Annotated in this window: 11 protein-coding genes and 1 pseudogene; 9 read left to right on the forward strand and 3 right to left on the reverse strand. The window is 64.1% G+C overall.

What is annotated here, in order from left to right; all coding sequences use genetic code 11:
- Positions 1-92 precede the first annotated feature (92 nt).
- The 4 genes and pseudogenes from ilvA (at position 93) to NQE15_RS23400 (ending at position 4,076) form a co-directional block, all read left to right on the forward strand.
- The gene (gene ilvA / locus NQE15_RS23385; protein WP_265945276.1) at positions 93-1,625 is read left to right on the forward strand and encodes a threonine ammonia-lyase, biosynthetic; all 1,533 of its coding nucleotides are present in this window, start codon (positions 93-95) and stop codon (positions 1,623-1,625) included.
- A 91-nt stretch (positions 1,626-1,716) separates the two neighbouring features.
- The gene (gene cysK / locus NQE15_RS23390; RefSeq protein WP_265945278.1) at positions 1,717-2,649 is read left to right on the forward strand and encodes a cysteine synthase A; all 933 of its coding nucleotides are present in this window, start codon (positions 1,717-1,719) and stop codon (positions 2,647-2,649) included.
- 10 nt (positions 2,650-2,659) lie between these two features.
- A pseudogene (locus NQE15_RS23395) lies at positions 2,660-3,789 on the forward strand (MalY/PatB family protein).
- Positions 3,786-4,076: a hypothetical protein gene (locus NQE15_RS23400; RefSeq protein WP_265945280.1), complete on the forward strand. Its 291-nt coding sequence runs from the start codon at positions 3,786-3,788 to the stop codon at positions 4,074-4,076. The pseudogene NQE15_RS23395 and the gene NQE15_RS23400 overlap by 4 nt, the downstream one beginning before the upstream one ends.
- On the opposite strand, the gene NQE15_RS23405 is transcribed toward NQE15_RS23400, so the two are convergent.
- The gene (locus tag NQE15_RS23405) at positions 4,057-4,638 is read right to left on the reverse strand and encodes a 5-formyltetrahydrofolate cyclo-ligase (RefSeq protein WP_265945282.1); all 582 of its coding nucleotides are present in this window, start codon (positions 4,636-4,638) and stop codon (positions 4,057-4,059) included. The two genes, NQE15_RS23400 and NQE15_RS23405, sit on opposite strands and share 20 nt — an antisense overlap.
- A gap of 14 nt (positions 4,639-4,652) precedes the next feature.
- Here NQE15_RS23405 and NQE15_RS23410 point away from each other — a divergent pair, with 14 nt between their 5' ends.
- The 4 genes from NQE15_RS23410 (at position 4,653) to NQE15_RS23425 (ending at position 10,965) form a co-directional block, all read left to right on the forward strand.
- Positions 4,653-6,584, forward strand: a complete 1,932-nt coding sequence (locus tag NQE15_RS23410; protein WP_265945284.1) for a lytic transglycosylase domain-containing protein — start codon at positions 4,653-4,655, stop codon at positions 6,582-6,584.
- Positions 6,585-6,596: 12 nt separating this feature from the next.
- The gene (locus NQE15_RS23415) at positions 6,597-8,678 is read left to right on the forward strand and encodes a DUF1631 family protein (protein ID WP_265945286.1); all 2,082 of its coding nucleotides are present in this window, start codon (positions 6,597-6,599) and stop codon (positions 8,676-8,678) included.
- Positions 8,679-8,754: 76 nt separating this feature from the next.
- Positions 8,755-9,717, forward strand: coding sequence for a complex I NDUFA9 subunit family protein (locus tag NQE15_RS23420; protein ID WP_265945288.1), 963 nt, complete (start codon positions 8,755-8,757; stop codon positions 9,715-9,717).
- Between the two features lie 15 nt (positions 9,718-9,732).
- Positions 9,733-10,965, forward strand: a complete 1,233-nt coding sequence (locus NQE15_RS23425; protein WP_265945289.1) for a multifunctional CCA addition/repair protein — start codon at positions 9,733-9,735, stop codon at positions 10,963-10,965.
- Here the strand turns inward: NQE15_RS23425 and NQE15_RS23430 are convergent.
- Positions 10,936-11,133, reverse strand: coding sequence for a DUF2905 domain-containing protein (locus NQE15_RS23430; RefSeq protein ID WP_265945291.1), 198 nt, complete (start codon positions 11,131-11,133; stop codon positions 10,936-10,938). The genes NQE15_RS23425 and NQE15_RS23430 overlap by 30 nt on opposite strands.
- Positions 11,134-11,195: 62 nt before the next feature.
- On the opposite strand from NQE15_RS23430, the gene NQE15_RS23435 reads away from it, so the two are divergent.
- Positions 11,196-12,002 (forward strand): alpha/beta hydrolase, encoded by an 807-nt coding sequence (locus NQE15_RS23435; RefSeq protein WP_265945293.1) that lies wholly within the window; start codon positions 11,196-11,198, stop codon positions 12,000-12,002.
- On the opposite strand, the gene NQE15_RS23440 is transcribed toward NQE15_RS23435, so the two are convergent.
- The gene (locus NQE15_RS23440) at positions 11,992-12,183 is read right to left on the reverse strand and encodes a YjfB family protein (RefSeq protein ID WP_265945295.1); all 192 of its coding nucleotides are present in this window, start codon (positions 12,181-12,183) and stop codon (positions 11,992-11,994) included. The genes NQE15_RS23435 and NQE15_RS23440 overlap by 11 nt on opposite strands.
- Between the last annotated feature and the right edge of the window lie 14 nt (positions 12,184-12,197).

Below are 12,197 nucleotides of genomic sequence, written 5' to 3' on the forward strand. Positions count from 1 at the left end.
GAGTTTCGTTGCCAATGGCGCTTTTGCCTATGCGCCGTGACGTTTGGCGGCGTCGGCCGTAGAATCACCCCTTTGCCCCCAGCGCCCCCGCCATGCATCCGGATTATCTCGAAAAAGTTCTCAACGCCCAGGTCTACGACGTTGCCGTCGAAACGCCGCTCGAAGTGGCCGGCAACCTGTCCGCCCGAGTCGGCAACAAGATCATTTTGAAGCGCGAGGATTTGCAGCCGGTGTTCTCCTTCAAGCTGCGCGGCGCCTACAACAAGATCGCCAGCCTGTCGGCCGAAAAGCTCAAGCGCGGCGTCATCTGCGCCTCGGCCGGCAACCATGCCCAGGGCGTCGCACTGTCGGCGGCCCAGGTTGGCTGCCGGGCGGTCATCGTCATGCCGACCTCGACGCCGGGCATCAAGATCGACGCGGTGCGGCGGCGCGGCGGCGAAGTCGTGCTGTTCGGTGACTCCTTCGACGAAGCCTGCGCCCACGCCCTGGAACTGGAAAAAGCCGAGAAACTGACCTTCGTCCACCCCTTCGACGATCCGGAAGTAATCGCCGGCCAGGGCACCGTGGCGATGGAAATCCTGCGTCAGCACTCGCGTCACAACGGCCAGATCCACGCCATCTTCTGCGCCATCGGCGGCGGCGGGCTGGCCGCCGGGGTGGCCGCCTACATCAAGCGCCTGCGCCCGGAAATCAAGGTCATCGGGGTCGAGACCTTCGACGCCGATGCGATGAAGCAGTCGATCGCCGCCGGCAAACGCGTCCGCCTCGACCAGGTCGGGCTGTTCGCCGACGGGACCGCCGTCAAGCTGGTCGGCGAGGAAACCTTCCGCCTGTGCAAGGAATACCTCGACGAGGTCATCCTGGTCGATACCGACGCCATCTGCGCCGCGATCAAGGACGTCTTCGAGGACACCCGCTCCATCCTCGAGCCGGCCGGCGCCCTGGCCGTCGCCGGCGCCAAGGAATATGCCCGCCAACACAAGCTCAAGGACAAGAACCTGATCGCCGTGACCTCCGGCGCCAACATGAATTTCGACCGCCTGCGCTTCGTCGCCGAGCGCGCCGAGTTCGGCGAGCAGCGCGAGGCGGTGTTTGCCGTCACGCTGCCGGAGAAACCAGGGGCCTACAAGAAGTTCCTGGCGCTGATCGGCAAGCGCAACATCACCGAATTCAATTACCGCTACAACACCGAGGCCGAAGCGCACGTCTTCGTCGGCGTCCAGGTGGCCAAGCGCGAGGAGTCGCTGAAGCTGGTCGACAGCCTGCAGAAGCACGGCTACCCGACGCTCGACCTGACCGACGACGAGATGGCCAAGAACCACATCCGCCACATGGTCGGCGGCCATGCGCCACAGGTCTGCCAGAACGGCATGAGTGAACTGCTCTACCGCTTCGAATTCCCCGAGCGGCCGGGCGCCTTGATGAACTTCCTGACCCAGATGAGCGCCGGCTGGAACATCAGTCTGTTCCACTACCGCAACCACGGCGCCGACTACGGCCGGGTGCTGGTCGGCATGCAGGTGCCGCCGGCCGAGATGGGACAGTTCCAGGATTTCCTGAAGAACCTCGGCTACGCGCACTGGGACGAAAGTCAGAACCCGGCCTACAAACTGTTCCTCGGTTAATCACCAAAGCTGATAAGGATTTGCCTTTTCCGTCTTTGGCCGGCCGGCCGCGCCGCCTAGACTGCTGTTACCCGCTTCCGGAGATCCGCTCATGAAAATCGCCAACAACGTCACCGAACTGGTCGGCAACACGCCGCTGGTCAAGCTCAACCGCGTCACCGAAGGCGCCGGCGCCACCGTCGTCGCCAAGCTGGAGTTCTTCAACCCCGGGCACAGCGTCAAGGACCGCATCGCCGTCGCCATGCTCGACGCCGCCATCGCCGCCGGCAAGATCGGCCCGGAAACGGTGATTCTAGAGCCGACGTCCGGCAATACGGGGATTGGCCTGGCCATGGTCTGTGCCGCGCGCGGCATCAAGTGCGCCTTCGTGATGCCGGAAACGATGAGCCGCGAACGCAAGCTGCTGTTGAAAGCCTATGGCGCCGAACTGATCCTGACCCCGGGGCCGGACGGCATGGGCGGCGCGATCAAGAAGGCCGAGGAACTGGCCGCCGCCGACGCCCGCTATTTCATCCCGCAGCAATTCGAAAACCCGGCCAATCCGGAAGTACATCGCAGTACCACGGCCGAGGAAATCTGGCGCGACACCGACGGTCAGGTCGATATCTTCGTCTCCGGGATCGGCACCGGCGGCACGGTGACCGGCGTCGGCGAAGTGCTGAAAGCCCGCAAGCCGGGCGTCAAGATCGTCGCCGTCGAACCCGATGCTTCGCCGGTACTGTCCGGCGGCGCCAAGGGGCCGCACCCGATCCAGGGCATCGGCGCCGGCTTCGTACCCGGCGTGCTGAACACTGCGGTCTACGACGAGGTGATCCGCGTCAAGAACGACGATGCCTTCGCCGTCGCCCGCCGCATGGCCACCGAAGAAGGTCTGCTGGTCGGCATTTCGTCCGGCGCCGCGACCTGGGCCGCCCTCGAACTGGCCAAGCGCCCGGAAAACGCCGGCAAGCTGATCGTCGTCATCATTCCGTCCTTCGGCGAACGCTACCTGTCCACCGCCCTCTATCAGCACCTCGAAGTTTGAGCCCCGAGGTTTGAGCCGCTTCGACACGCCGCCCGACCGGCAGCACTCCGACTCCATCAAGTGGGGCAAGTACGCCGGTCGCGACATCCTGCCGCTGTGGGTCGCGGACATGGATTTCGCCGCGCCGCCGGCCGTGCTCGCCGCGTTGCAGCAACGCATCGGACACGGCGTGTTCGGCTACGGCGGCCCCTGGCCGGCGCTAACCGAGTCAGTACTCACTCACCTTGCAAGTGAATACGACTGGGCGGTCGAAGCCGACTGGATCGTCTGGCTACCGGGCCTGGTCACTGGCCTGAACGTCGCCTGCCGGGCGGTCGATGGCGAGGTGCTGACGGCGACGCCGATCTATCCACCTTTCCTTTCCGCGCCGCGCTTTTCGGGGCGGCCGCTGAATCGCGTCGAACTGGCCTGCCGTGATGCCCACTGGCAGTGGGACATGCCGGCGCTGCACGATGCCTGTCGCGACGCCACCCGGCTCTTCCTGCTCTGCCACCCGCACAACCCCGTCGGCCGTTGCTGGAGTCGCGAGGAACTGCTCGATCTCGCCGCTTTCGCCGAGACCAACGATCTGGTCGTCTGCTCCGACGAAATCCATTGCGGCCTGATCCTCGACGCCGACAAGCAGCACATCCCCTTCGCCAGCCTATCGCCGGCGACGGCCAAACGCAGCATCACGCTGATGGCACCGTCGAAAACTTACAACATCCCCGGCCTCGGCTGCGCCTTTGCGGTGATCCCCGATGCCGGGCTGCGCCGCCGCTTCCTGCATGCCATGGAGGGCATCGTGCCGCACGTCAATGTGCTCGGCCTCGCCGCCTGCGAAGCAGCCTACCGCGACTGCGCCGACTGGCATCGCGAACTGATCGCCTACCTGGCCAGCAACCGCGACCGGGTTGCGGCGACACTGGCCGGCCAGCCGGGAGTCAAGGCCAGCCCTGTCGAGGCGACCTATCTCGCCTGGATCGACGTGCGCGAACTCGGCCTGGCCCACCCGGCAGCTCACTTCGAAGCACATGGCCTCGGCCTCTCCGACGGCGGCGATTTCGGCGCCCGGGCTGGCTGCGCCTCAACTTCGGTTGCGCCCGGGCGACGCTCGACGAAGCCCTGGACCGCTTCAGCAAAGCTTGCGCCGCCGCATGAATCCCTACACCCTGACCCTGTGGTCCTTGGCCGTGGCGCTGATCGCCCAGTCCCTGGTCGCCGGACTGAGCATCGAACTCTTCCTGCGCCGGAATCAGGCAGCCGGCCTGCGCCGCGCCTGGCTGGCGATTGCCATCGGCTCGCTGCTGCTCGCCCTGCATCATGGCTACACAATCGAACTGGCGCTGCGCACCGGCCTCTACGACATGCGCCAGGCAGTGCTGGCCGGACTGACCTCCGTCCTCCTCGCTTTCGGCTTCTCCGGCCTCAGGCGTTCACAGGCCTGAGCGCGCCAGCCTCGGTGACGATCCAGTCCAGTCGCTGATCGTGGCTTTCCGGGCGAATGCTGGCCAGCCGATTGATCTCGAAACCGACACCAACCGCCAGCGGGCGAGGGGAGAGCACTGCTAGCGTGCGGTCGAAGTAGCCACCGCCGTAGCCCAGACGATAGCCAGCCGCATCGAAGCCATTGAGCGGCAACAGGATCAGGTCGGGGTGCACGAAGTCGCCGGTGGTCGGCGTCGGAATGCCGTAGCGGTCGAGTTCGAGCGGCGTTTCGGCGTGCCAGGTGCGAAAGGCGAGCGGTGCGTCCGCGGCGACTACGACCGGTAGCGCGGCCTGGGCGCCGCTTTCCCGCCAACCGGCGACGATGGCCCGGACATCCGGCTCGTGCTTGATCGGCCAGCAAAAGGCAACGACTTTGGGCACCGCCAGCACAGCCTGCAGGTGCATCACGATGCGGGCCGACAACTCGGCATGCGCCGACTCGTCCAAGGTCGCCCGCCGGGCCACCATTTCACGCCGCAACGCGCGCCGCCAGGCCGTGTTATCCTCGTTCGATTGATTCATAAGCCTAATCTAGCATGAAGTTTCGCCTGGTCGTTCTCGGTCTCACCCTAGCTTTTCCCCTCTACGCGCAGGACAGTCGCGACGCCGCCTTCCTGGCCGCCCGTGACGCATTCCGGGTCGGCGACCGCAACAAGCTGGAACGCGCCAGCGCCCAGCTCGGCAACCACGAACTCGCTCCCTACGTTGAAAACTACCGCCTGCGCATGGCCTTCGATCAGGGCGATTCAACCGCCATCCGCGACTTCCTGGAACGCAACGAAAAAAGCTATGTCGCCGAAAAGCTGCGTGCCGACTGGATCCGTTGGTTGGGCAAGCGTGCTACCTGGAACGAAATCGACCGCGAATACCCGAAGCTGATCGCCCCCGAACCGGATGTCACCTGTTACAGCCAGCTAGCCCGTCTCGCCCGCGACGATCGCCGCGTGCTCGACGAAGCCGAGAAACTCTGGCTGACCCAGCTCGAGCCGCCTGAGGCCTGCCGCGCGGTGTTCGACGCTGCAGTCGCCGCCCAGCGCCTGTCGGCCGACGATGTGTGGCTGCGCACCCGCCGCCAGGTCGAGGCCAACCGTCCTGCCCAGGCCAAGCTCACACTGGCCTATCTGCCGGATAGTCAGATGCCCGACTTGCGCACCTTCGACAGCGCCATCAACAGCGGCATGGGCTATCTCGCCCGCCAGCCTGCCAACTGGTATGGCAGTCGGCCCGGCCGCGAACTGGCGGCGATCGCCATCCAGCGCATCGCCATCAACGATCCGCGTATCGCTGCCGAGCAACTGGAAAAACTCCAGAGCCGGCTGCAAGAATCCGAGGGGCGCTGGGCCTGGGGCCAGATCGGCCTGCAAGCGGCAAAGAAGCACATGCCGGAAGCCGTGGACTGGTTTGCCCGGGCCGACAAGAGTGCGCTCTCCGACGATGCCTACCAGTGGAAAGTGCGCGCCGCGCTGCGCGCCCAGGATTGGGGTGTGGTGCGCGACACCATCCAGGCCATGCCGCCGCCACTGGCCGCGCTACCGGAATGGATCTACTGGCTCGGACGCGCCCTGAAAGCCGGCGGCCGCACCACCGAGGCCGATGCCCTGTTCGCCAAGATCGCCGGTCAGGCCAATTTTTACGGTAATCTGGCCGACGAGGAACTCGACCACACCGTAATGCCCCCGCCACGGGCCGTGGCCCCCAGCGCCGAGGAACAGAAGGCGGCCCGCGACAATCCAGGCATCCGCCGAGCCCTGACGCTCTTCCGGCTCGACATGCGGACGGAAGGGGTCAGGGAATGGAACTGGTCGGTGCGCGGCATGGATGACCGCAATCTGCTGGCGACCGCCGACCTCGCCCGGCGCAACGAGATCTGGGACCGCGCCATCAACACCGCCGACCGGACCAAGAACGAACACGATTACACGCTGCGTTTCCTTGCGCCCTACGGTGACCAGGTACGTTCGGCGGCCCTCAACCAGTCGCTAGACGATGCCTGGGTCTATGGCCTGATGCGCCAGGAAAGCCGCTTCATCACCAATGCCAAATCGACGGTCGGCGCCTCCGGCTTGATGCAGTTGATGCCCGCCACCGCCAAGTGGGTGGCCAAGAAGATCGGCCTGCGCGACTTCAACCACGGCCGGGTCAACGACACCGAGACCAACGTCCTGCTCGGCACCAGCTACATGCGGCTGGTCATGGAAAACCTCGACAACCACCCGGTACTCGCTTCGGCGGCTTACAACGCCGGTCCCGGCCGGGCCAAGAAATGGCGGGCCGACAGGCCCCTGGAAGGCGCGATCTATGCCGAAACCATTCCTTTCAGCGAAACCCGCGACTATGTCAAGAAGGTGATGAGCAACGCGGTTTACTATTCCGCCTTGTTCAACGGCAAGCCTACCTCGCTGAAAGCCCGCCTCGGTACGGTCGGCGCCCGGACCAGCGATGCCATGAAAGACGCCGACCTGCCCTGAGGTAATCGACCCATGCCTGCGCAAACCGATTCCTTCGAAATCCTGCGCGATTGTCGCGCCCTGTTCCTGAAGCAACTGGGCACGCTGCTCCAGGACAGCGGCGTCCTCGCCAGCGCTGCTATCCAGGCCGTCCAGCACGGTGCCGGCACCTACTTCGACGAAATGGCGGCCAGCCAGCGACGCGGCAGTTTCAAGGAAGAGGCCAGTGGCCTGACCTCGTCGCGGATCACGCTGGTCGGCGAAGAAGATCTGGAACTCAACATCCGGCTCGATCAACTGAGCACCCGATTTTTCGAGGCGACCGCCGGTAGCCTGTGGAAGCTCAACCTGCGCCTGACCACACTGCTCAGGCGCCCGGACCTCTCGCGGAGCAACAACCCGATTGACCCGAAGGGCATCTGCCGGGGCCTCGACGAGATGTTTGCCTCGGCTGGAGCCGTCTCGCACGACAAGAAACTGGACCTCCTCGGCCGCCTGGAAAGCAGTCTGCTGCAAAACCTGCCGGCGCTCTACAACACTCTCAACGACTTTCTCGAACAGGCCGGTATCGAAGCAGCGCAGGCGGCCATCGTTTCCACACCCGAGACCGCACGAAAACCGGCTGCGGAATCGCCGACCGTTCCCGACAATCTGCTGCTGACTCTACAAAAAACGCTGCGCGAGCGGCTGCCGATTCCAAGCCCGGCCGTCGTCGACCGCACTGCCAGCGGTACGTTGCTCAGCCAGGCCGCGCTGGAACGCCTGCTTTTCCGTTTGAACGAACTCGACCGTCCGGGCAATCTTGCATCGAGCTTTGATCCGGTCGCCTCGCATAGCCTTGAAACGCTGATTCCAGGGCTTTTTTCCGAGCCGGCGCCGAGCCAGCCAAGCCTCCCGAGCCAGCCAAAATCCCTGAGCTCTCTGGAGCTGGGTATTCCAGCCAACGCCCCGGAAGGTCTCGCTGTCGATACGCTGGCCAGCCTGTTTGCCGCCATCTTCGACGACCCTGAACTTCCGGATGCACTGAAAGCCGTGATTTCCCGCCTGCAAATCACGATCCTCAAGACCGTCATCCGCGATGCCGGGTTCTTTAGCGACGCCTCCCATCCGGCCCGCCAGTTGCTCGACAGGATCGGTGTCGCCATGCTCGGCCTGCATCCCGATACCACGCTCAAACATCCGCTTTGCACCCGGCTTTTGACGCTTGCCGCTGAACTGCAGGGCAGATTCAAAGGCGATGTCGCCGTCTTCACGGAAGCCTGCACCCAGATCGATGCCTTGATCGCCGAGCGCCATGCCGGCATCACCGACGCGGCCGAACCCTATATCCCCTTGCTGCATCAACTGGACCGCCGCGATCAGGCGCTCGCCGAAGCCCGGCGGGTCATCGCCAAGGCCATACCGCCCGGAACCCCGGTTCCGATTCGCGAATTCTTCAACAACTCGTGGAGCAAGGTGCTGCAGGTGGTCTGGATGGAACATGGTCCCGACAGCAACCAATGGGCAACCAACAGCAATGTCATGGCCAATCTGTTGTGGACTTTCGAACCCAAGCCGAGCGCCGAGAAGCGTAACGAACTGAACAAGCGACTACCGGAAATCCTCTCCCTGCTCAAGGCCGGAATGGATCGCCTGGGAATGGCCGAATCAGCCCAGGCAGCATTTTTTGATATCTGTTTCACCCTGCAAACGGAAGCCCTGCGCTCGACACCGCCCCAGACCGAGAATCCGGAATCGCCCCTGCTTGAACCCGGCACTTGGTCGCCAAAGGCCGGCAACCTGGTTATCGGGGAGATTTTGTCGGGTAAGTTGGTGCTGCGAACACTCGAGTTCGCCGGCAACCCGCCGGCGCCCGCTCGCAAATTGCCTTGTTCGCGTGGCGACTGGCTGAGATTCGAGCTCGATCACGGCAAAGCGTGCGTTGCCTTGGTATGCCATGTCAGCCCGACCAGCCAGCGCACCCTGCTCAGTAACCCCGACTCAGGGCTGGCCATGGCCATCCATCCGGCTGTTCTCGACCGCCAACTCCGCGAGGGCAAGGCAGAAATCCTCAGCTCGCGCTCGCTGTTCGATACCGCGGCCGAGCGGGTGCTGCGGCGGACTGCCGGGAACTGAGCGCGACAAGCCCGCCCGAATCCCGCCAAATTACCTTAAAATCACGGTTTTACGAATCAAGTTTCCGGGGTTCCAGATGGACATCAAAAAGGTCTTGCTGCTGGGGGGTAGCGGTTTTGTCGGTACCTATATCGTCAACCGTCTGTCGCAACGCGGCATCGAAGTCACCGTTCCGACCCGTCGCCGCGAACGAACCAAGGCGCTGATCATGCAACCCGGCGTCGAGATGCCGGAAGCCAACATTCACGACGAGCAAACGCTGACCGAATTGATGCGTGGTCACGACGCCGTGATCAACCTGGTCGGCATCCTGCACAGCCGCGATGTCAAGTTCCCGTACAGCCAGGACTTCGCCGAAGCTCACGTCGAGCTGCCGAAGAAAATCGTTGCCGCCTGCAAGGCCGCCGGCGTCCGCCGCCTGGTGCATATGAGCGCCCTCAAGGCCGACCCCAAGGCGCCGTCCGAATACCTGGCTTCCAAGGGTGAAGGCGAGGCCATCGTCCTCGCTGCCAAGGGTGAACTCGATGTCACCGTTTTCCGCCCCTCGGTCATTTTCGGCCTCGGAGATTCCTTCCTGTCGATGTTCGCCAAAGTCCTGAAGAAGCTGCCCTTCTTCCCGCTCGGTTTCGGTCATGCCCGCTTCCAGCCGGTGTGGGCGGCCGATGTCGCCGACGTTTTCGTCGACAGCCTGGGCGATGTCACTACCTTTGGCCAAGCCTACGATCTCGCCGGCCCCAAGGTCTATACGCTGCGCGAACTGGTCGACTACACCGCCCAACTGACCGGTAGCGGTTCCCGCATTATTGCCCTGTCCGAAGGCTGGGCTTACCTGCAAGCCGGCCTGATGTGGCTGGCCCCGCAACCGATGATGTCGCCGGACAACCTGCGTTCGATGCAGGTCGATAGCGTCTGCGAAGGCGGCTGCAATCCGCCCGCCAACTGGCGGCCGACGGCACTCGAAGCCATCGCGCCGAGCTATGTCGCGCTCAACACGCCGAAGGGCAAGCTCGACGGCTTCCGCTACCGCGCTGGAAGGTAAGCGTCGACACCGACGATGAACATTTACGTCGTCGGCGGTGCCGTCCGCGATCAACTGCTCGGCCGGCCCCATGCCGACCGCGACTATGTCGTGGTCGGCGCCACCCCCGAAGCCATGCTGGCCAGGGGCTTTCGTCCGGTCGGCAAGGACTTCCCGGTTTTTCTGCACCCGCAGAGCCATGAGGAATACGCTCTGGCCCGCACCGAGCGCAAGAGCGGCCATGGCTATCACGGCTTCACCTTCCATGCCGCGCCCGATGTCACGCTGGAAGACGACCTCGCCCGCCGCGACCTGACCATCAACGCCATGGCGCGCGCCGAAGATGGCCGCCTGATCGACCCTTACCGCGGCCAGGACGATCTGCTCAGCAAGACCCTGCGCCATGTTGGCCCGTCCTTCGCCGAAGACCCGGTGCGCATCCTGCGCCTGGCCCGCTTCGCGGCTCGCTTTACCGATTTCACGGTGGCGCCGGAAACCCTGGACCTGATGCGCGGCATGGTTGCCTCCGGCGAGGTGAACCACCTGGTGGCGGAACGGGTCTGGCAGGAACTCGCTAAGGGCTTGATGGAAGACCAGCCATCGCGCATGTTCGAGGTGCTGCGCGCCTGCGGGGCGCTGGCTCAGCTGCTGCCTGAGGTCGACGCACTGTTCGGGGTGCCGCAACGGGCCGACTACCACCCGGAAGTCGACACCGGCATTCACACGATGATGGTCATCGACCAGTCGGCCCGCCACGCGCTGCCGCTAGCGGGGCGCTTTGCGGCGCTGACCCACGACCTCGGCAAGGCCCTGACGCCGGCCGACATCCTGCCCCGCCACATCGGCCACGAAGGACGCAGCGTCGAACTGGTCGAGGTCGTCGCGGCCCGCCTCCGGGTGCCCAACGACTGCCGCGACCTGGCGCTGCTGATGGCGCAGTACCACGGCAACATCCATCGCGCCACCGATCTGAAGGCAAGCACCGTGGTCGGCCTGCTCGAAAAGACCGACGCACTACGCCGACCGGATCGCTTCCGGCTGCTGCTCGCCACCTGCCGCTGCGATTACACCGGGCGCCTGGGTTGGGAAAACCGTCCCTACGAAAGCCCGCAGCACCTGGAGACGGCGCTGGCGGCGGTCAATGCCGTGGCCGCGGGCGAAATCGCTGCCGCCTGTGCCAACAAGGCGAGCATTCCGGAGCACATTCACGCGGCCCGGGTCAACGCCGTCAAGCTCGCGTTAAATGAGGCGGGAAACCAGCCAGAGTAGCAGCGAGAAGATGATCACCGAGGCGAACGGAAAGCTGTAGGTCCGGCCGCGAAAGCGGAATGCCATGTCACCGGGCAGTTTCCCGAAACGGATAAAGCGCGCCAGATGCGGGGCGACAATACCCAGCAGGAAAATCGCGATCACCAGCGTCAGAATCCACTTCAACATTTATTACCTTGCGCTACGGGGTGAAAGTCGCATTTAATCACGCATCACCCTGACAGAACTCAATGATAAAAACTCAAACCATCGAAGGCCTCGAAGTCCATTCCTGCCTGCCGACCAAGAAAAGCAACCGCCCCCCCGTCCTATTCATCCACGGCGCCTTTGCCGGCGGCTGGATGTGGACCGAAACCATCATGCCTTTCCTGGCCAAGGCCGGCCATCCCTGCTACGCGCTCTCGCTGCGCGGACACGGCGGCAGCCAGGGCCGGGAGCAGATCGAATGGCACTCAGTCAGCGATTACGTCGATGACGTCAAAACGGTCATCAACTGGCTGGGCGTGGCGCCCGTGCTTGTCGGTCACTCGATGGGCGGTTTCATCGCCCAGAAATACCTCGAACGCCACGACACGCCCGGCATCGCGCTCGTCTGCTCGGTGCCGCCGCAGGGCCTGATCGCGTCGCAATTTCACCTGATGTTCCAGAAACCGCATCTGTTTTCGGAAATCAATCGCATCATGGCCGGCGACCACACCGATACCAGCACGCTACGCGAGGCGCTGTTCGCTGGCGAAGTCGACGAAGCCATGCTCGGCATCTGGGTAAAGCGCATGCAGGCCGAGTCCCAGCGCGCGCTGTGGGACATGTCGATGTTCAACCTGCCCAACCTGCACGCCATGCACCGTCCACCGATGTTGATCCTGGGGGCCGAACATGACGTACTGGTGCCCGCTTTCCTGGTCCAGACCACAGCCCAGACTTATGGTCTGCCGGCCCATATTTTCCGGGGCATGGGCCATGCCGTAACCCACGAAAAAGAATGGCCGCTGGTCGCGGCCACCTTGCGCGACTGGCTGGACGAACTCAGGCCTTGATGTCGACCGTGTTGCCGAGATGGGAAGGATTGCCGGCCGGTAGCGGCAACCCCTCCAGCAGTTGCAAGGCGCTCTGCGCCTGAATATCCATGGCTTTTTTCAACACCAGAATACTGACGGCATCACCAGTCTTGGCCTGCGCCAGGGCGCTGCTCAAACTACCGATTGAAGAAACATCCATCGTGCACTTGCTCC

The sequence above is a fragment of the Dechloromonas sp. A34 genome, from assembly GCF_026261605.1.
GTDB lineage: Bacteria > Pseudomonadota > Gammaproteobacteria > Burkholderiales > Rhodocyclaceae > Azonexus.